Here is a 20,628-nt window from a genome sequence, read left to right as displayed (position 1 = left end):
ACTCTATGCTTTTTGAACTAAGATTTTTTTTGAAATAACAAACGTAAAAGGAATAGCAATAACCGAAGCCAAAATAGGCGATACGGTTTCGTTCATATGCATTAAATCAACCAATAAATAGAGTGCGCTAGTTGATACCGTGATGTTTACTACATAGGTTAAAGGAAATTGAAAAAACTGCGCTAGCGTCGGTTTAATCTTGTATGTAAAATAAGAATTTAAAAAGAACGAGCCAATCATACTAATCACAAATCCAATAATATGCGAAACTAAGTATTCAAAATGAAAAAGATAATTACAAATCAAATAAATCACGTAGTAATTAAATGTATTTAAAAATCCTACAATCACAAAACGTATAAACTGAGCATTAAGCATGGGTATGCCACTTTTGATGATTTTCATGTTTTGCCGTCATTGTCTCCTCTTCAATAATATAGTGCGGGCGTTTTTTAGACTCATAGTAAATGCGTCCAATATATTCCCCGATAATGCCTAAAAACGTCAGCTGCAAGCCGCCAATAATTAAAATAGCGGATATTAATGTAAAATAGCCTGGGACGTCAATCCCTGCAAATAAAATTTTCACAAGCATTGTCAGAACGTATATAAACCCGAGAACCGTTACACCCATTCCCATATAAATCGATGCGCGCAGCGGCTTATTATTAAATGAAATTACCCCGTCAATTCCATAGTTTAATAATTTACTAAACGTCCATTTGCTTTCGCCTTCTTCTCTAACGACATTTTCATAGTTAATCGTGTATTCTTTAAATCCGATCCATGAAAACAATCCTTTTGAAAACCGGTTATACTCATTTAAAGAAAGCAAGGCATTCAGCGCTTTTCTGCTTAAAAGACGAAAATCTCCCACTCCATTCACCAAGGAAACATCAACAAACTTATTCATCATTTTATAATACAGCTTAGACAAAGAGGACTTAATGACCGCATCTCCTTTTCGATTCCGCTTAGCAATGACTTGATGATAGCCTTTGCTATAATAATGAACCATTTGTGGAATTAATTCTGGAGGATGCTGTAAATCTCCATCCATTAAAACGACCGCATCTCCTTCTGCGTACTGCAGCCCAGCCAGCATTGCCGCTTCTTTTCCAAAGTTTCTGCTGAATGAAATATAAGACACTTCCTCGTATCTATCTGAAAGTTCTTTTAAGCAGCTAAGCGTATCATCCGAGCTTCCATCATTCACAAAAACCAATTCATACTGAAAATCTTCCCTTGCTAAAATATTGGTCGTATATTCATAAAATGAATGAACGTTACTACCTTCGTTAAAGCAAGGTACTACTACTGACAAAAGCATATCATTCCACCTAACTATGTAATTTCGTGTATTGCCTACATGACAATACATGCCCCTTCTTTCACCAGCCAACACAACTATTTACCTTATATTCCAAAGAAATACTCTGATTATCAGACAAATAGGTAGTTCTTTCTCTCTATTTTTTACTAATCCACTAGAAGGAATATTCATACTGGATAGATTTATTTTAGAAATCCAGTTATCATTTTACTATTTATTCATTTTTATTCAATATGTATATCGTTTTTTTCTTTAAAAAAGTATCCCCTCATTAGTACAAAACCCTTTAATTTCCATTTTTAAACTTCTTTTTTCTACAAAATTATGAATTTCTAGTCAAGTAGACAGCAAGCGGCCTTTAACAGCCAGTTGTTTTTGTTTTACTGTTTAAATAATTTTGTGCTTTAAGTATCTTGTTTTAATTTTCAGAATTGTTTATACTCAAAACATCTTTGTTTTTTTAGAAAAGCAATGAAGGTGACTTTGCAGCACGGTCTATACATACTGGAGGGAGATTTTTTATGTTGAAATTAATTGGGGTTTTGCTAGTGGCAGTGGGGTTTTTATTTCGTCTAAACACGCTGCTTGTAGTGATCGTCGCAGGCATTGTGACGGGCCTTGTGTCAGGCTTGTCACTGCATGAAGTGATTACGATGTTCGGTCAGTTCTTTGTAGATAACCGCTATATGTCTATGGCTATTTTACTGACTCTTCCTATATTCGGCGTGTTAGAAAAATACGGGTTAAAGGAACAAGCGGAAGTATTGATCAAAAAAGCTAAAAACGCTTCTTCTGGAAATGTTTTACTTATATATCTTTTTATCCGTGAAGTCTCAGCCGCAGTCGGCTTAAATATCGGAGGACATGCTCAATCCGTGCGGCCTTTAGTTGCACCTATGTCTGAAGGCGCAGCTCGTGCCAAGTACGGAGAGCTTCCGCCTAAAGTAAAAGAAGATATTCGCGCTCACGCAGCAGCTGCTGAAAATACGGGCTGGTTTTTCGGTGAAGATATCTTTATCGCAACGGGTGGAATTCTTTTAATGAAAGGATTCTTTGACTCTGTAGGTATTCGCGTTGACGTCTGGGATATGGCTCTTTGGGGTATTCCAACAGCTATCGCAGCACTGCTGATCAGTGCCATTCGCTTCCGTCAATTAGACCGAAGAATTCACAAAAAAATGACGAAGCACAAACCAACATCATCTTCAAAGACGGAGGCGAGTTAAATGAAAAGCATCCTGACGCTTGATACGATTTACTACTTACTAGGTATTATTGTCGCTTTTATCGCGATTCGAATCGCACGCGATCACAACCATCCTAATCGTTTAGGATCTTCTCTATTCTGGGCGCTGTTTTCCATTACGTTTTTATTTGGCAACGTGATTCCGCCTTTTTATGTAGGATGTTTGGTCATTATCATGGTGCTGCTTGCTTCATTTAATCGTGTAACTAAGTCTAATGAAGCCGAAACGCCTGCTGAAGAACGAGTGGCTCACGCACAGCGATTAAAAAACAAAATCTTTTTACCGGCTTTATTTATTCCTATTTTTACGATTATTGGTACCCTTCTTTTTGGCAAAATTAAATTTGGAAACTGGGCTTTAATTGACCCAGAAAAAGTCACGTTAATTTCACTGGCAATCGCAGCTGTCATTGCTTTTATTGCTTCAATGGGCGTCACCAAAGCAAAAATGGACGTGCCTGTTAAAGAAGGAAGCCGCTTGCTTCAAGCAGTTGGCTGGGCAGTTATTTTACCGCAAATGCTCGCAGCTCTTGGCGGCATCTTTTCAAAATCAGGCGTTGGAACAGTCGTTTCAGATATTGTAAGTGATGTTCTTCCGACTAACTATGCGTTTGTGGCTGTGCTGGCTTATTGTCTAGGAATGCTGCTATTTACGATTGTCATGGGAAATGCCTTTGCTGCGTTTGCCGTTATCACTGGAGGTATTGGACTTCCGCTGATTGTACATATGCACGGCGGAAATCCAGCCATTATGGCAGCGCTCGGCATGTTTGCTGGGTACTGCGGCACGCTTCTTACGCCAATGGCAGCCAACTTTAACATCGTACCTGCCATGCTGCTTGAATTAAAAGATAAAAACGCCGTGATTAAAGCTCAAGTGCCAATTGCTTTATCCGTTTTTGTTGTGAATACGCTATTAATGTACTACCTTGTATATCACTTTTAAAGGAGACTAGTAGAATGACAACTGTATTACTAACTGGCTTTGAACCATTTGAAGGTGAAAGTATTAACCCGTCCTTAGAAGCTGTAAAGGCTTTGGACGGTGTAGCTGTTGAAGGCTATCACATTATTGCTAAGCCTCTTCCTACTGTGTTTGGTGAATCAATCGCAAAGCTTCATACGTATATAGAAGAAATTAGCCCTTCCATCGTCATTTGCGTTGGACAAGCCGGCGGCCGAGAAGGAATTACGGTCGAACGCGTTGCGATTAACGTAGACGACGCGCGAATTCCTGACAACATTGGCCAGCAGCCCATTGATCGTCCTATTATCCAAAACGGCCCCGCCGCATACTTTTCGACACTGCCCATCAAAGCAGCTGTCGAAAACCTGCGCCAAGCTGGCATTCCAAGCAGCGTCTCTCAAACTGCTGGAACGTTTGTCTGTAACCACGTGTTTTACGGACTCATGAACATGATTCAAAACTGCTGTATTAAAGGTGGATTTGTTCATATTCCTTACCTTCCTGAACAAGGTGTGAATCATCCAGGGAAAGCGAGTATGTCGTTGGATTTGATTGTGGAGGGACTGCTTAGCGTGGTGAAGACGACAATTTTGGTTGAGGAGGATGTTGTGGTTTCTGGTGGAGCTACGCATTAAAAATATCCTTGTAGAAACGGACCTTATTCTATTGGAAAAGATTCGTTTTTTTATTTCTTGGGATATTAGCTTCCATTATTTTAGACGCTTAAATGTGTAGGAGTAGCTTTCGAAAACCTTTATCTTTCAATTGTATTCCCTTCTTCTTAGACTGTAATATCTCAGTAGTTTAGTAATTAAATTTTACTTTCGTACTAACTAGGTATTATGAATCATTTAATTACATAAAATGTTTATTTTTTTATAAAAAGTAATATTTATATGCCTATATTAAAGTGAATGCGATGAACTTTATGAGAATTATGAACAATATTGTAGCGTTAAATGTATACAATAAACAAATAAAAAAAAATCAAACTTCTATGGAGAAGCTTTCATCTGGTTTGCGTATCAACAAAGCTGCGGATGATGCTGCCGGACTATCTATTTCAGAAAAAATGCGAAGCCAAATTCGCGGCTTGGACCAAGCTGATCGAAATATTTTAGATGGGATTTCATTAATTCAAACAGCTGAAGGCGGCCTTAGCCAGATTGCTGATCCGAATCTTCTTAGGCTTCGTGAGTTAGCTGTTCAAGCTTCAAACGCTACATACACAGCTGAAGACAGACAAGCTATTCAAAATGAAGTTTCACAGTTAATTAGCGGAATTGATGAAATTGCAACCAACACGGAATTTAATACACAGAAAGTATTGCGCCCCCCTGTAATTTCTAAACCAGGAACTCCGGGCAGCGGAAAGGCTGATATTGTCTTCGTCGTAGACAATACGGCTAGTATGGCGGGCATTCAAACGACGATTGCTAATAATTTCAGCGGCTTAATCACTAGTATTAGTGGGCGAGGCGTTTCAGATATTAGAATGGGAATTGTGGAGTATACGGATGACGAGTTTTTACTCAGTGATTTTAACGGCAGTAAATGGTCTTCTAACCAAGAAGAAATTTCAAATGAAATTTTACGCTTAGCTTCTACTAACAGAGGAGGAACTGAAAATGCGATGACCGCTCTTAACACGGCTGCTGACAATTATGATTTTAGATATAAGGAAAACGGAGCTCAAACGAAACATGTTGTTTTTGTTACCAATGAAACTGCTGATGATTCTGTATTTCTGTCCTCTACATTAGCTAATCTGCAAGGAAAAGGCATTCACGTACACGGTGTGTATCAAAAATATTCCGGTACCGCTCCTTTAGATGCTGTTGTCCAAAGTACCGATGGAAAATTTGTAGACCTTTCTTCACCAACTTGGGGAACAGAAATTAGTACCGTTATTGGAGACACAATCGGTGAATCAGCAGGTTCCTTTATAGAAGATGATGATATGCCTACACTTTCCTTTCAAGTCGGCGCAAATGCTAAAGACCTATTCAAAGTAGAATTGACAGATGCAAGGACTAAAACCCTTGGAATTCAAGAACTCAATGTCCTATCTACAGCAGAAGCTCAAACAGCAATCGATTCAATCGACCAAGCTATGCAGACTATTTCAACTGCTCGTTCTAAATTTGGCAGCTATCAAAATGCTCTCCAACATATCATGACAAACGTTAATACCTATTCTGTTAACTTAACTAATTCAGAATCACGAATTCGAGATATAGATATGGCAAAAGAGCTAATGGAACAAACAAAAACCGCCATCTTAACGCAAAGTTCACAGGCTATGCTATCTCAATCCTTGAAAATGCCTCAAGGGGTTTTGGAATTGTTGAAGTAGGTTTAATTGATGACAAAACACAAGTTCTTGTCTAACAGTCAAGAACTTGTGTTTTAGTATTTCTCAAACCAGATCTTCATTTAATATTAGAGAGGTTATTTTCAATTTTAGTTTTTATCTCAGTAGTTGAGATACCAATTGTTCTAGGAACATATTTCACTTCACAATAAGGTATTAAAAAATCAAACTTCCCTTTCCAATCGTCCCCCATTACAAATAAATCTATATTATACTTAATAACGTCATCTATTTTTTGTTCCCAGCAGTCTTCAGCTATTACTTCATCCACATATTTAATAGCTTCGAGAATATACTTCCTGTGCTTATAAGAATAGCACGCTGTTTTATTTTTATATGTATTAAATTCATCAGTAGAAAGACCTACAACTACATATCCCCCCATTTCTTTACATTTTTTCAGCAAGTTTATATGCCCTTTATGAATCAAATCAAAAGTTCCATAAGTAATTACTTTTTTCATCATGTCTACCCCTCTTCATATTCATAAATCATTTTTACTTTATCCTAGAAGTAGATATTATAAAACTAGAAAGAATACAGCCTTTCTTCATTTCGATACCTTCAACACATTCAGTCTTTTTTGAGCAGGGATATAACCTCTTTCAAACGATAGTAGATAATATTTTTCCGCCTCATCTATTTTTCCTATCACTTCATAAAACACACCCAAATTATAGGCTGCTAAAAAGCTTCCTGTTCCAACTACACTTTCAACATGACTACTATTCTCTAATTGTAAACACTTTAAAAAACTCTGTTCGATAGCAGGTAGATATGCAAATCCTCTATTACGCAACTTCAAACTGTAATCTAGAAAGAATAAACCCTTTGCGAAATGAAAGTCCGCAACTTTTTTCAAATGTTCTTCATTATCTTCAATAACTCCTAAGATTCTCTTACTTATAGAATTATTTTGAATCTCTTTACCACTGTAAATAAACTCAACAACTAGATCGGTATAATACTCTTCTTCACCCGTTAGTAAAGAATATGATTCATTTAATATATGGAAAGCACGCTCATAATTTTCAACTATTCGATACTCTTTTCCTAATTGGAACATGTAGTATGAATCTTTAGGTTCCTGTTCTAACGCTTTAAGTAACAAAGGAATATTACGTTGGTCTTTTCGAACGTCCATGTAACCACTATGTTCTATCTCAAAGTTCATTTTTTGTCTAGATAAATCACTATCAAGTTGCTCGTGAATAATACCCTTATACTTTAGTTCTTTAGGAAAAAATCTTGATACATAGGAGTTCGACGTAAAAGTTTGCCCTTCTTTTTTAAAAGGACTACAAATCTTCATTCTCCCTATGACATTAGATTTCATTATAATCTCTAGTTCTTGCCTATCTCCCACTGAAACATATTCATCAGCATCTAATACTAAAACATAATCTCCTGAACACTGACTTAATGAAAAATTTCGTGCTGTAGAAAAATTATTATTCCAAGTATGATGAAATAACTTAACGCTTGAATATTCTTGAATAATATATAAAGTATTATCAGTAGAACCTGTATCTACCACTATAATTTCATCTACAAGGCTTTTTACACTATCTAAACATCTTTTAATGAACCTTTCTTCATTTTTCACAATCATTGCCAAAGAAATTTTCAATTCTTTTAGCCCTCCAAAACATCAAATTGATGTTGCTATATTGCTTATAAAATCCCATACCCTTTGAGAAGACTGTGCATCTTTATAAAAGTGTATTTGTTCTAAAACCCACTCTCTTTCCATTTGATAAAAACTAACATCCTCTAATAATTGAATTATATTTCTTTCAAAACTTTTCTGATCTTTTACTTTCGGTCCAGGCATCCATTTTTCATATTCAGATATAATAAACCCTCTATTTTTAATGTATTCTTCAATATCTACAGAAATAAATAAAATAGGTTTTTTCGTTAACAAGTAATCAAAATATACTGAAGAATAATCTGTAATTAACAAATCAGAAACATTCAAAACTTCGTATAAATCTAAACTATATTTTCTTAACATTTCATCCGTTAAAAAATGAATATTTTTACTAGTACTTATTTGATCTCTTAAATTTTCCTTATCTACAGGGTGTAGTTTAACCACTAATTCTAAATCGTTTTTTTCCAAAAAATGATTTAGTTCTGTAGAATTTAACTCATTAAATCCAAAAAGGTTGTTCCTGTTTAAGGAAGTATCTTTCCTATTATTAAAAGCTACATGCCTGTAGGTTGGAAGAAAAAAAGCTATTTTTTTTCTTCCATTAATAGATAGGTTTAATTCTTTATTAAAAAGTTTTTTTACATTTGACGTGATGTCTTTAAATAAAAAATCATTTCTTGGCATCCCTGTAATTTTAAATATACCCTTATCCACTTGAAAACATTTAGTCATTAATTCATTAAACATTTGTGAATAAGAGCCCACATAATTAATATGTTGCCATCTATCCGTTATATTGTTTTTGTAGGGTTCATTTTTGGCAGCATATCCCATAGCTTTTAAAGGAAATCCATGCCATAAGTCAATAATTATTTGAGAAGGATTATAATAATTTTTATCTTGTAATACATTTGCTTCTGTAAGAACTAAGATATCTGCAGATTGAACTTTCTGTATATATGCATCTGTATTTTCTTGTGTGAACAGTTCCACATCAAAACGTTGGAGAACATCTTGAGGGATTTGCTTATACAGTGCCACAGTATTAGATGAACCGCTATTGTTCGTACTCACTAACAGTACTTTCTTTATTAGATTCTTGGGCAATCTCTCACTTACTTGAGGAAGGGCGGCTTCTTCAAGTTGTAATTGATTTATTTTCCAATAGCCATTCTCATTTATTAATTTTGCGTTATAATTTATTCGTTCCGTAAAGAAACCCTCTTGATCTATTACTTCATTTAGCAATGTAAAATTAATAACAGCTTTGGAGAGTTTATAATTTAACATAGTAATTTTCGGATAACACACAAGAGCCTTTGTATTATCTTCGGTATCAAATTGAAGCTGATCTAGAAAAGAAAGAGTAAAAAATTGTTTCAAGTACTTAAAATCTACTTCTCTTTGAGTTGTACCTAAATACTCTACACCGCTAATTAGTGTATTAAATAATGCTCCTGCAGTGTGAGTATGTGAATACATTTGATCTTTAACTAGGTAATTTTGAATTCCATCTAATTCCTTATTTCCATTGTAGAAAAAGTAGGATAATACCATCTCTATGTTGTTGGTTACTACGTTAGGTTTAAATTTTTGAACAGAGCGCCTACATTTTTCAGAAGAAGGATGTTCAACCGTTTTCTCTATAATTTTATTGAGAATTTCAGTCAATCCATCATAATCACCTATAGGAAATAAAAATCCATTTTCACCGTCATCAATAATATCTACAGCACCGCTACAGTTAGTAGAAATTACAGGCAACCCTCTCCCCAACGACTCTAGCATTACTATACTAAATCCCTCATAATCTGAGGATAGTACTAAAGCTGTAGCTTCTTTAACATATTCCCAAGGATTATCTTTCCAACCCAACCATTCTATATTCATCTCTATACCAAGTTGTGTTGCTAATTTTTTTATAGCTTCTTCATCAGGACCTTGACCTATACAAGTCAACTTCCAATCATATTTAAACTTACTTAGTGCCTTAAATAAAATATCTAACCTTTTTTGATGTTGGTGCATTCTCCCGATATAGAACAAATGTATTGCATTATCTACTACCTTTATCTCTTTGGTTTCATCCAAAGAAACTGGATTTCCAACATAATAGACCGGAATTTCTGGATAAATATAGTTTTTAATACTTTCACCTATTTGTGTAGAAATGGCTAAATGAGCATCACTATATCTCAATAATTCCTCGTTACCAAAATATTCTGGAGGACCATGCAACCAAGAGATAATAGGCGGCATAACTCCTTCTACATTTGCAACTGCTTCTCTGCAAATAAAACTCAAGCTTGGAGCATGTGTTGCTAATATAATATCCGGGGTGCCATAACGACTTAGAGCCTTACTATATCCTTTAGCTAACGAAGCTAGGGTCTCTTCTGATGAATTCTTCTTGGAACTATAGTAGTGAATTTCTGGCAAGTTTCTTTCCCATTCTCTATGCTCTGGGGGATAAGCTTGAAAAACTCTTACTTTATGTCCTTTACATTTTAATTCTCTACTTACATTGGTAATAACATCTTCTAGACCCCCACGTCCTGCAGCGTATACGAGTACAATATCAATTAACATTTTTCACACATCCACTTTTATAATCTTTTAAATCATCGGAATTAAATTCAAACTTAATATTAATATCAAATATAGTATTTTTCCATATACGTACTTTTTGGGAACCTTTGAGAAACAACTGGTAATATCTGCGAGACCGTATCTTCGTTAGTAGGGTATTCTAAAATAACTTTATAAAATCTAAAGTCATCTGGATATAAAGCTCTTGCATATTCAGCCACCTGAGATGCACCGAGTTCATTTTCCGTCTCTAATAAACTAGAAATAATGTTTAGAAAATCTTCTTTACTAAATGTATCCCAATTTCCTTTTTCATATAATTGTAACCCTTCTACTTTAAATCCATTTTCATATAAAATAGCCGCAATAGCAGGAGTAAGATGTGCTGATAAATTGGTTGCATATTTTAATAGTAAATTAACATAGTCAAACCTTTTATAAGCAGTAAAGATTCTAAAAAAGACTATAAACACTCCCTCGTCTATTCTGTTATAGGCAAGGCTATTATCTTTCAAATTAAATAATATTTCGAAATTTGGATCTTGTTTGAAGACATTTAAATTCCATTCCGAATCAAACGACTCTTCTAAGTATTCATTCAAAGTAAATATATCTATAATATTTAACCACCCTGATTTATTAAGTTCTTGAATGAAGTGTTCATTTATTGAGCCTGTAAAATCATATAAGTTTCCTGTACGACCTAAAGCAATCTTTTTTATTTCTGCCACTTTATATAACACAGAGAAATCATTTTTAGTACCTTTTAAAAGAAGAATGCTTAATTCAGGATTACCTAAATCAAAGCATATTTTGACATAATCTATTATGTTCATTTCATCTATTAATTGGTTGTTTTCTAGAAAATTAGATATTTCTTCGTTTGAATGAAATTTATTTAGCAAAAACAAGACTTTTTCAATACTTAATTTACAGTATTTATTGATATTTAATACACTAATATAATTATAAATAGCTTCCTCATAGTTGTTTTCGTATAAAGATATTTCACCCAATCTCTTGTAAGGCATTTGATCTTTCCAGTCTGGCCTTAAAATTACATTATTATATTTTTTTTGATTATTTAAGAGATAATTAAAAACAAGCTTTGCATCTTCTATTTGACCTTTTAAATAATAAATTTCTCCCTTTAAATATTGAAATTCTGGTGTCTCAGAGTACACTTGTTCAGCATCATAGATTACCGTCAGGGCATCGTTATAACGTTGTTGATGAATAAGGCAATTGACAATTTGCATCAACGTAGAAGAGACCCACAAAACTCTAAAATCACTCTGTAATTGATAAGACTTTTTGTAGCATTCCAATGCTATTGAATAATCTTGGAGGGAAAAGTATTCATTACCTAAATTATAGTAATCGAAAGCTTTGTTTTTCCCCCTTAATAACTCTCTGTCTAATAATTGTTTATTGCGTTGTTGTTTATCTTTTTCTTGAACCGTATTGTTGAGATAACCAGAATGAAAAATTACAAGTGAAGATCTTTTACTAGTAAAGTTATTATCTTTATAAACATGTGTAAACTGTTCATGGATTTTTCTATAGTAAATAATCTCACCATTATTTTTATAAACTCTATGATGGTAATTTTGAAGTAATGTTTCCCCTCGTTGTCCGGCGAAATTTAATATTTTTATTTCATACGTATCAAATTTATCTTTATCATCTTTAATTTCTTTAATAAACTCTCTGAAGTTTTCTTCATCTACATATTCATCAGCATCCAACACAATTAACCATTTTCCACTAGCTTTGGATGCTGCAAAGTTTCTTGCTGCAGAAAAATCATCTTCCCACACAAAATCATATACATGCTCAGTAAATTGTTGAACAATTTTTTTAGTCTTATCATTTGATCCCGTATCTACTATTATTATTTCATCTACTAAATGAGCTACTGAAGACAAACATCTATCTATTACTTTCTCTTCATTCTTTACAATCATGCACAATGAAAGAAAAGGGTGCACTCTAATCATCTCCTATATAAATAATAACCTTAATGAAAACATCGTGCTTGTATATAAAAAGCACGATATTTCTTTAAGGATATTATTATTTTATCGTAATAATTGCAAAACACTTTGTGGCTGTTGATTTGCCTGAGCCAACATTGCTTGAGAAGCTTGAGATAGAATAGAATTTTTAGTTTGTTCCATCATTTCTTTAGCCATGTCTACATCCCTAACTCGTGACTCAGCAGATGTAATATTTTCTTGAGCAGTGCCTAAATTGTTAATGGTATGTTCTAAACGATTTTGCATCGCACCTAATTTAGAACGTTGTGTAGAAACGCGTGAAATCGCATTATCTAATGCATTGATAGCTGTACTAGCTCCTGCATTATTTGTAATAGATATAATTGAAGTAGACAAACTTAATCCAGCAGTATTCATTGCAGAAATCTGAAGGTTAATAACTTGCCCACTGTTGGCACCAATTTGGAGAGTACCTGAAAAGGACCCACCAAGCAAATTTTGCTTATTAAATTCAGTAGTACTTGAAATTCTGTCAATTTCAGACATCATTTGACCTAACTCATCTTGAATCGCTTGACGGTCAGCAGTTACGTTTGTGTCATTACCTCCTTGAACAGCAAGTTCACGCATACGTTGAAGGATATCATGAGTTTCATTTAACGCTCCTTCAGCAGTTTGAATTAAAGAAATACCATCTTGTGAGTTTTTCCCAGCCATTTCTAATCCACGAATTTGCCCACGCATTTTTTCTGAAATAGCAAGACCTGCTGCGTCATCTTTAGCACTATTAATACGCATCCCCGAAGACAACTTCTCCATTGATTTTGATTGGGCATTGTTTGCATTGTTAAACTGACGATACGTGTTAAGTGCTGTAATATTGTGATTAATTCTCATTTTCCTTTACCTCCATATAATTGTTTTACTTCTTAATTACATCCTTGTATTCAAGAAGTTTCTCGCTTACTGAATGATTAAGCGAGGAGTGACAGTAATCAAACATATACCTCTAGGAAATATGTTCATACTATATATCGACAAAGGAGATAAGTTGTTTATATTCTCCGTTCATTTTCTTTTAGAATTTTATTGATCCTGTTGCTAGGCTTAGATTTTGTTTAGTTACTATTTAAAAAATACTTTACTAATCTCTTCTTTAAAAATCTCTCAAATTCTTGTAAAATATGCATAATTACTAAAAAGACAGGAGCCCTACTCATGCACAATCTCCAACACATTTTCGAAACTCATAACTTCACACTAACAAACGAAACAACAAAAGGGCTTGAATATCAGCATCAAGAGACTGAAGATATTGTATATTTACTGCCAACAAAAGAGATAAACCTTGCAGTAAGCCCTCTTTCATTTGATATTGACTTAAGTCAAAGTGATGGAAAAATCCATAGCACAGCTTTAAAACGTTTTCCAAAGAGATTAAACGGAGGCAAACAGCCGATTTCTTTTGGTTATTCATTTAAGTTTCAAACAGAAAAAAATTAAGTGAATTTTTACATACGTTAAATAAGTAAATAGTAAAAAAGACAGGATAGACATCTATCCTGTCTTTTTAATCTATCTAACTATAAAACTAGTATGTTTTTTTACAGATATAAATTACTCAACACCTATGATTTAAGAATCAACCCATGATGTTCAAAAAGGCGCTACCTCTAGAAAAACATCTCGCTTTGTCTTTCACTCTCTGACAAGCCATCAAGCTTCGAATGGATATGATCATATAAATCATTTAATTTATTATTTCTAGTATTCATACGTTGCAGTGATATAAAGGTAATTGTCTTTATCCATCCTCCCGCTGCTTAAATCAGGTTCCAACATCTGTATTAGCATGTCAATATCGCGGACAAGACTGTGCAAACCTTGTTTTTCTTCTACTAAAGTATGAATCAGGTTTAAAATAATATGAGGAATATTTTTGTTAAAAACAATAGCCAAGACTCCACGTTCCTAAAACCACTTCTTTTAACTATCAATCCCTACTTCCTGACTTTATTAAAGTTACTTATACAATTGTTTTTCTAATATATTATCGAAATTTGTCGAATCTTTTTTAGGGTAATTCAACCTATTTTTATGGTAAAATCTAAAAAGATATTCGTTATATAGTATCATTTTAGATATTTCGTTCTTTAAAGAAAACAAAGAGTAGTGAACTTAACTTGTTCAGTTAAAGGCAAACCAGTCGAAAGGCTGGGACGCAAAACTTCAGGTCTAAGGTCTTTAGGACTAGGATAGCTGGGTTTCCTGATATATCAGGGGGTAAAGGAAAACATGAACAATCAGCGTGTCGTTACTGGAAGTATTGGAGCTTCGTATATGAGGCCGCGCATCGTGGCTTTTATTCCGGCGCACAATGAAGAAAAATCAATTCGCGACTGCTTGGCAGGTTTAGGCGATCAGCTTCTTCCAAATAATGTGGAGCTCGATGTATTTGTGATTGCAGATAACTGTACGGACCGCACGAAAGAAAAAGCGGAGCTGGCCGGAGATGAATTTGATTTAAATGTAAAGGTACTGGTCACTGAAGGCAATAAACAACGAAAAGTCGGCGCGTTAAATACGGCTTGGAAAAAGATATATGGAGATACACTGGATTTATATAATACGACGCTGACGAAATATCAGCAGCTGTATAAAGAGTCGATTAAAGCGATTTTAGGGATGGATGCAGACAGCCGCTTGGCTCCAAAAGCACTCATTAATTTATGGGAAGATTTGATGACGTCGCGAAACATCGGCGGCGTGATGGCAAAATATACGATGAGAATGCCTAAAAAGAAAAGCTCGCTTTCAAAAGATGATGTGCACTACGAGGAAAAGCTTGCAAGCGGCGAGTACGGCGGACCGATAGCCCGGTGGTGGACGCATCAGCAGAAGCAGGATATGGCAAGCTGGCTGCTGGATCTTCAGTATCACGGCGGAAGCACGTACGTACTTGGCGGCCAGGCTACGCTGTTTCGCCCTGAAGCGCTTCAAAATATAGTGGAAGAAAATAAGCTTGACGGTCCTTGGCAAAATGACAGCGACGTTGAAGATATGCTGCTGACGTGGCAGCTGCAAAAATCCAACTGGAAAACGTTAATCAGTCCAGGCGCTCGCTGCTTTGTGGACTCGATGAGAAGCTATCATACGTACCGTGAACAGCGTAATAAATGGAAGTCCGGGACCGTGGATTTACTAACAAACGGAAACTTGGACGTCAGAACCAAGCATAAAGGAAAGCTATGGCGTTCACAGATCAAAACGCTGTGTGATTTACTTATTCGCCTGCTGTTTATTGTATTGTTATCGGCTGCGCTTGCGACCGATCAATTTTACTGGTCGTGGCTTTGGATCATTCCAATCGCGTTAGCTTCTGTGTTAAATATTATGCTCGCTGTCAAAACGCCGATGCACAGGCCGATTGATGTAATACTGGCCGGCCTTTTGATTAGTCCGGAAATTTATTTATGGGTGAACTTGATTACGTTTGGTCAAGTATGGATGGAAAGGCTTGCGGCGAATAAAAAAGACGGATGGGCGAATCAATACAACGCAGAAAACGGGAAGACGCGTAGTAAATTAGGGCAAGGCATTTTAACAGGCTTTGCGTTTACAGGCATGATTGTTGTCCTGTGCATCTATTTCCGTGATTACTTAACGAGCCCTCCCGTACAGCAAGCTATTTATCCGTACTTAATTAACGGCTGGATTCTGCTGACGTATTTGACCATCTATCAGTCTCTTTATATGTTTTACCAAATTTGGACGCTTCGAAAACCTATTCAAGCGTAAAAAAGTGATGTCTCGACAGAGACATCACTTTTTTTATAGAAATCGTTTCTTTAAATAGTCGGCGATTTTTTGAGGAGCAGCCGGCTGACTAACAATGTAGCCTTGAATAAAGGAACATTCGTGCTTTTGTAAAAAAGCGAGCTGCTCTTTTGTTTCAACGCCTTCTGCGATTACTTTCATATTAAGAGCATGAGCTAAGTACAAAATGCTTTTTGTAATCGCCTGCTGCTTTCCTTTATCGGTCGCATGTTGAATAAACGTTTTATCGATTTTTAACGTGTTAAATTCGAAGTCTTTTAAATGTGATAGCGAAGAAAAGCCGGTGCCAAAATCATCTAAAGCAAACGTTACGCCGATTTTCTTTAATTCGTCCATGACTTTTTTTACGTGTTCTTCATACTGAATAATAGAGCTTTCCGTTACTTCAAATTCAATAAATGAAGGGTCGATGTTGTAGTGAGCTAACGTTTGTTGAACGTGCTCTACAAACCCTCGTTTCAGCAAATGTTTAGACGAGACGTTGATCGAAACGGGCACGGTTTGTAATCCTTGATTTTCCCACTGCTGCAGCTGCTTGCAGACGTTCTCGATCACCCAGTCGCCGAGTTCAATAATTAAATGAGTTTCTTCCGCTAATGGAATAAAGTCTTCTGGTGATACGCGCCCCCATTCCGGGTGATTCCAGCGAATTAACGCTTCGATGCTATCAATCTCTCTGCTGTTTGTATGAACCTTTGGCTGATATTCAATAAAAAACTCATCTTGCAGAAGTGCGTTCCGCAGTCCTTTTTCCAGATGATAGCTTTTATACGTCTCGCTGTCCATTAACGGCGAATACAGCTGCCAGTCGCTTCGCCCAATTTCTTTTGCACGGCGCATAGCAAGGTTGGCATTCGTCAATAAGGTTTTCACATCTTCACCGTCATGCGGGTAGATACTGATTCCGATACTGGCTGTGACGTACAGAGAAAAGTCGTCAATCGTAATTTCTTTTTCGATTTCTTGAAAAAGAGCTGCGGCTAGTTTTTGACATTCATTTATATGTGCAAGAGATAAAAAACAAATCGCAAGCTCGTCTTCTCCTACTCTAGCTAGCATCACATCTGGCGTTACGAACTTTTTTAACCGACTGGCGATAGACTGCAGCAAGCGATCGCCTACGTCGTGGCCTAATGTGTCATTAATATGCTTGAAGCGATTCAGTCCTAGATAAAAGACCGCTAATGAATCTTTTTCTTTTTTCATTTGCCGAATGAAATTTTTTAATTTCTTTTCAAACTTTCTTCGATTCGGCAAGTTTGTTACATGATCATGAGTCGCAAGATATTCAACTTGATCCATGTACTTTTTTTCTGCGGTAATATCTTCAACAATCCCGTCTATGCGTACCAGCTTACCGTTCTCATCAAGTGTTGGAATGCATCGATCTTTTACCCACTTCATCTCTCCTGTTTTTGTATAAATCCGATACTGCTGGCGAATCGTTTTTCCTTTTTGCAGCTGATGCTGCGCTTTTTCCACAGCTGGTTTATCGTCAGGGTGAACAAAACTTTCCCACAGATCTCTATCTTCTAAAAATTTAATCGCATCTTCTCCGTAAATACTGCTAACACCGTTTGAACATACAATCATTTTATTGCGCTGCACATCAACGGACCATATTCCGGCATCCAAATTGTTATAAATCGTTTGAAACTGCTGTTCTTTTTGTTTTAATTCATTCGTAATCACTTTTGATTCGGTAATATCATGAACAACGCCAATCAGCTGTATGACGTTTCCTTGCTCGTCTGCTAATGCATCCGCTTGCTCAAACACCGTACGTTCTTCACCGTTTGGCCGCATCAGCGCGTATTCAATTTTATAGCTTTCTCCCGTTAAAAGTGCCTCTGTAACTGCTTTTTGTAATCTTTTTTGGTCACATTCTTTAATAAATTGAAGAACATCTTTAAAAGAAGGAGTAAAGAGCTGACCAGGATTTAATCCGTAAATATTGTACAGCTGAGGTGACCAATAGCTTTTATCTTCCGTCACGTCGTAATACCAGCTTCCTACATTCGCTAGCTTTTGCTCCATTTTCAAATGTGTTTCTAATTGAGAAATGTGATTAGAGCGCTCCTGCTCTTTTGAATCATCTCGGCATATGGCGTAAACACCCGCAACTTGCTCATTTACGATAATAGGAATGAGCGTAATATATAAATGAAGTTCTTTTTTTGTTTTATGATTGATTGTCGTTGAAAAATGAACTTTTTCTCCTTTTAAAGCACGTTGAAAAAGCTCTTGTGCCTGCTGTTGTTTCGACTTATGTATAAGAGCTGTCAGCTGCTGGCTTTTTTGTTTGTGTTCGTTTCCTGTTAGCTTGAAGGCTGCCTCGTTGCTAAACATGATATCCCCTTCACAGTTGATAAAAAAAATACCTTCACTGTATTCTTTTAAAAGCTGCGTGTTCAAACGATCAAGATGTTTCATGATCATGATCGACTGCTCCTTCTCCGTGTTTTTATCTGGCAAGGTCTCATGCTGCCTCCTTTTATCTATTTCTTCTATACTAGTAGAATAAGTTACATTTGACATATATTTTACCCTACTTTCCCCAAATGAGGAACATCTCAGGTAAAGATAGTCGAAAAGGTTTTTAAAGTCTTTTTCATTTGGTAAAATAAAACATATAAAGGAGGGATAGCGTGACGCAAAGTGCTAAAAACCATGATTTATTTTCTAGAGGTTCCTTTCAAACCGCTGCTTTTCTGCTTCTTTTCTCACCTCTTTTTACTCGTTTGTTTCAGCAGAACGTCTGGGCATATATAACGGTCGCTTCTATCATGGTTCTTTTTAATTTCATTACCGAGTGTATTTTAGTAAAAAGAATCAGCGCCGCTCCGAAAAACTACATTGCTTTTTTCCAAACGATTTGTCTGCCTGTTAACGTACTTCTTCTATGTTTCTTTTACTATATTACGTAAAAAAGCATCTATCGATTTGATAGATGCTTTTTGATATTATGACTTTTTCAAAAGACTCGATAAATGCTTGGCTACAATCGCTCCTTGACCGGCTGAAGAACTGATACTAGAAAACAAGGGAGTCGTGCAGGCGTCTCCAATGGCATAAATAGATGGATTGCTGCTTTGATGCACTTCATTGATGACGATGAGCCCGCTTTGTGTAGTCGTGACTTTTTCTTTAATAAGTTCAACATTAGGCGCTACGCCTAGTCTGATCAGCACTGCGTCTACCAATAAATTCTCACTGTCACTGTTTTTACTCTTTAAATCAATTGATGTGACGCGATGCTTTCCGTAGATAGCGGTCACTTCTGTGTCTGTCATCACTTTAACACCGGGGTCGGAAAGCACTTTTTCAACGTATTGTTCTCTTGCTTTAAAATGCGTAGAACGATGAATCAGATATACTTCTTTTGCTTTTGATGCTAAAAGATGTGCTCCTTCAAACGCCCGGTCTCCTCCGCCAATGAGAGCAACCCTTTTACCTGTTAACCGTTCTCCGTCTGCTGAAGCAGAGTATACTTCTCCTCGGTCAATCATTTGCTGTTCACCCGGCACTCCCAGCTTTCGCTGACTAGAGCCCGTTGCTAAAATAAGATACGTATAGCCAATTTCCTTTTCCGTTTCTTGCTGCTTTACTTTTACTGTTTTAGAACGTTCGTCAATGGAAATTACTTTTGTATTCGCTTCATATAAGCAGTCCATATCAATAAAATGCTGAACCATTTTACGCTGCATCTCAATTCCATTTTCCGCTTGTATTCCGGGATAATCAATAATCTCATTATAAATCGTAAACAGCTGTCCGCCTAACTGTGCCTGCTCTTCAAGAAGCAAGCACTCAACGCCTAGCCTTTTACACCACACGGCAGCAGAGATGCCAGCGGGCCCTCCGCCAATAATCAGTACGTCAACATGTTGCATACAGCTCACCTCGCTTCTGCTTCTCAGCTTATATGGCTTTGTGTTTCTTTACATTTGTCGCTGTAAAAGAGATAAAAATTCTCCTCGAACCTCTGGTTTTTCCATAAATGTTCCTCGAACGGATGAAGTGGCTGTAGAAGCTGAAGACTTTTTAATTCCTCTTCCGCACATGCACATATGCTTTGCTTCAATAATCACCATCACTCCTTTCGGCTCTAACACTTCTTCGATTGCATCTGCAATTTCATTTGTTAGACGTTCTTGAACTTGAAATCTTTTTGCATATCCTTCTACCGTACGAGCAATTTTAGATAAACCTGTAATTTTTTTATCCGGTATATACCCAACGTGTGCAACGCCAAAGAACGGCGCAAAGTGATGTTCACACATTGAGTGAAATTCAATGTCTCTTATTAACACCAATTCGTTGTGGTTCACATCAAATGTTTTTTCTAAATGAGCTTTCGGGTCTTCTCTGTAGCCTTCCGTGTATTCTAAAAACGCCTTTAACACGCGGTACGGCGTCTCTTCAAGGCCGTCTCTTTCCGGATTATCTCCGCATAAATCAATCAGTTCTTTCACTGCATTCATAAATGTGTCAGCTTGACCGATTTTTTTATCTACTTCAGTTGAATTTGTTCCTAGTGTTTCTAAAAATTTTTGAGCAATTAAATTTTGTGTACTAAGTGCCATCTCTTTATGTCCTCTTCCCTTTTCTTAGTAAGTTTATTT

At 36.1% G+C, this 20,628-nt stretch carries 18 protein-coding genes and 1 riboswitch; of the genes, 7 read left to right on the top strand and 11 right to left on the bottom strand.

The features are described from left to right. Nucleotides 1-3: 3 nt before the first annotated feature. Complete coding sequence (locus AC1D0Y_RS07975) at nucleotides 4-378, bottom strand: GtrA family protein (RefSeq protein ID WP_053074066.1); 375 nt, start codon at nucleotides 376-378, stop codon at nucleotides 4-6. Then, complete coding sequence (locus tag AC1D0Y_RS07970; protein ID WP_060746521.1) at nucleotides 371-1,330, bottom strand: glycosyltransferase family 2 protein; 960 nt, start codon at nucleotides 1,328-1,330, stop codon at nucleotides 371-373. The genes AC1D0Y_RS07975 and AC1D0Y_RS07970 overlap by 8 nt, the downstream gene beginning before the upstream one ends. A gap of 524 nt (nucleotides 1,331-1,854) precedes the next feature. Between AC1D0Y_RS07970 and AC1D0Y_RS07965 the strand changes: the two genes are divergently transcribed. The 4 genes from AC1D0Y_RS07965 to AC1D0Y_RS07950 all read left to right on the top strand — a co-directional run bounded on the left by AC1D0Y_RS07965 (nucleotide 1,855) and on the right by AC1D0Y_RS07950 (nucleotide 5,902). Further along, on the top strand, nucleotides 1,855-2,559 hold the full coding sequence (locus AC1D0Y_RS07965) for a DUF969 domain-containing protein (RefSeq protein ID WP_477707441.1): 705 nt from the start codon (nucleotides 1,855-1,857) through the stop codon (nucleotides 2,557-2,559). Further along, entirely contained in the window at nucleotides 2,560-3,525 is a 966-nt protein-coding gene (locus tag AC1D0Y_RS07960; RefSeq protein ID WP_014461213.1) for a DUF979 domain-containing protein, read from the top strand. It begins immediately after the preceding gene. A gap of 14 nt (nucleotides 3,526-3,539) precedes the next feature. Next, nucleotides 3,540-4,181, top strand: coding sequence for a pyroglutamyl-peptidase I (gene pcp / locus AC1D0Y_RS07955; protein WP_060746523.1), 642 nt, complete (start codon nucleotides 3,540-3,542; stop codon nucleotides 4,179-4,181). A gap of 284 nt (nucleotides 4,182-4,465) precedes the next feature. Continuing rightward, complete coding sequence (locus AC1D0Y_RS07950; protein ID WP_477707440.1) at nucleotides 4,466-5,902, top strand: flagellin N-terminal helical domain-containing protein; 1,437 nt, start codon at nucleotides 4,466-4,468, stop codon at nucleotides 5,900-5,902. 76 nt (nucleotides 5,903-5,978) lie between these two features. Here the strand turns inward: AC1D0Y_RS07950 and tagD are convergent, their stop codons facing one another. From tagD to hag, 5 genes are all read right to left on the bottom strand, one after another. Continuing rightward, a complete protein-coding gene (gene tagD / locus AC1D0Y_RS07945) occupies nucleotides 5,979-6,383 on the bottom strand; it encodes a glycerol-3-phosphate cytidylyltransferase (RefSeq protein ID WP_060746604.1) in 405 nt (134 codons plus the stop codon). Between the two features lie 87 nt (nucleotides 6,384-6,470). After that, nucleotides 6,471-7,550: a glycosyltransferase family 2 protein gene (locus AC1D0Y_RS07940; RefSeq protein WP_060746525.1), complete on the bottom strand. Its 1,080-nt coding sequence runs from the start codon at nucleotides 7,548-7,550 to the stop codon at nucleotides 6,471-6,473. A gap of 21 nt (nucleotides 7,551-7,571) precedes the next feature. Further along, on the bottom strand, nucleotides 7,572-10,166 hold the full coding sequence (locus AC1D0Y_RS07935) for a CDP-glycerol glycerophosphotransferase family protein (RefSeq protein ID WP_477707439.1): 2,595 nt from the start codon (nucleotides 10,164-10,166) through the stop codon (nucleotides 7,572-7,574). Nucleotides 10,167-10,231: 65 nt separating this feature from the next. Next, the gene (locus tag AC1D0Y_RS07930; protein WP_060746527.1) at nucleotides 10,232-12,157 is read right to left on the bottom strand and encodes a glycosyltransferase; all 1,926 of its coding nucleotides are present in this window, start codon (nucleotides 12,155-12,157) and stop codon (nucleotides 10,232-10,234) included. Between the two features lie 90 nt (nucleotides 12,158-12,247). Further along, on the bottom strand, nucleotides 12,248-13,063 hold the full coding sequence (gene hag, locus AC1D0Y_RS07925; RefSeq protein ID WP_060746528.1) for a flagellin Hag: 816 nt from the start codon (nucleotides 13,061-13,063) through the stop codon (nucleotides 12,248-12,250). A gap of 321 nt (nucleotides 13,064-13,384) precedes the next feature. Between hag and AC1D0Y_RS07920 the strand changes: the two genes are divergently transcribed. After that, nucleotides 13,385-13,669, top strand: a complete 285-nt coding sequence (locus AC1D0Y_RS07920; protein WP_060746529.1) for a hypothetical protein — start codon at nucleotides 13,385-13,387, stop codon at nucleotides 13,667-13,669. Nucleotides 13,670-13,930: 261 nt separating this feature from the next. Here AC1D0Y_RS07920 and AC1D0Y_RS07915 read toward each other — a convergent pair whose 3' ends face one another. Beyond that, nucleotides 13,931-14,125 (bottom strand): hypothetical protein, encoded by a 195-nt coding sequence (locus AC1D0Y_RS07915; protein WP_060746530.1) that lies wholly within the window; start codon nucleotides 14,123-14,125, stop codon nucleotides 13,931-13,933. Nucleotides 14,126-14,352: 227 nt separating this feature from the next. After that, nucleotides 14,353-14,438, top strand: a riboswitch (cyclic di-GMP riboswitch). Between the two features lie 23 nt (nucleotides 14,439-14,461). Between AC1D0Y_RS07915 and AC1D0Y_RS07910 the strand changes: the two genes are divergently transcribed. Then, a complete protein-coding gene (locus AC1D0Y_RS07910; protein WP_060746531.1) occupies nucleotides 14,462-15,964 on the top strand; it encodes a glycosyltransferase family 2 protein in 1,503 nt (500 codons plus the stop codon). Nucleotides 15,965-15,997: 33 nt separating this feature from the next. On the opposite strand, the gene AC1D0Y_RS07905 is transcribed toward AC1D0Y_RS07910, so the two are convergent. Beyond that, nucleotides 15,998-18,442 (bottom strand): sensor domain-containing protein, encoded by a 2,445-nt coding sequence (locus AC1D0Y_RS07905; protein ID WP_477707438.1) that lies wholly within the window; start codon nucleotides 18,440-18,442, stop codon nucleotides 15,998-16,000. A gap of 209 nt (nucleotides 18,443-18,651) precedes the next feature. Between AC1D0Y_RS07905 and AC1D0Y_RS07900 the strand changes: the two genes are divergently transcribed. After that, nucleotides 18,652-18,930, top strand: coding sequence for a hypothetical protein (locus AC1D0Y_RS07900; RefSeq protein ID WP_060746533.1), 279 nt, complete (start codon nucleotides 18,652-18,654; stop codon nucleotides 18,928-18,930). 36 nt (nucleotides 18,931-18,966) lie between these two features. Here AC1D0Y_RS07900 and AC1D0Y_RS07895 read toward each other — a convergent pair whose 3' ends face one another. Together AC1D0Y_RS07895 and folE are read right to left on the bottom strand one after the other, a co-directional pair. Then, entirely contained in the window at nucleotides 18,967-19,896 is a 930-nt protein-coding gene (locus tag AC1D0Y_RS07895; protein WP_060746534.1) for an NAD(P)/FAD-dependent oxidoreductase, read from the bottom strand. 48 nt (nucleotides 19,897-19,944) lie between these two features. Next, nucleotides 19,945-20,589, bottom strand: a complete 645-nt coding sequence (folE, locus tag AC1D0Y_RS07890) for a GTP cyclohydrolase I FolE (RefSeq protein ID WP_060746535.1) — start codon at nucleotides 20,587-20,589, stop codon at nucleotides 19,945-19,947. Nucleotides 20,590-20,628: the final 39 nt, after the last annotated feature.

This window comes from Priestia sp. P1_B12_1 (assembly GCF_056406695.1).
The sequence above is the reverse complement of the archived record's forward strand: the minus strand, read 5'-3'. Positions and strand labels throughout refer to the sequence as shown.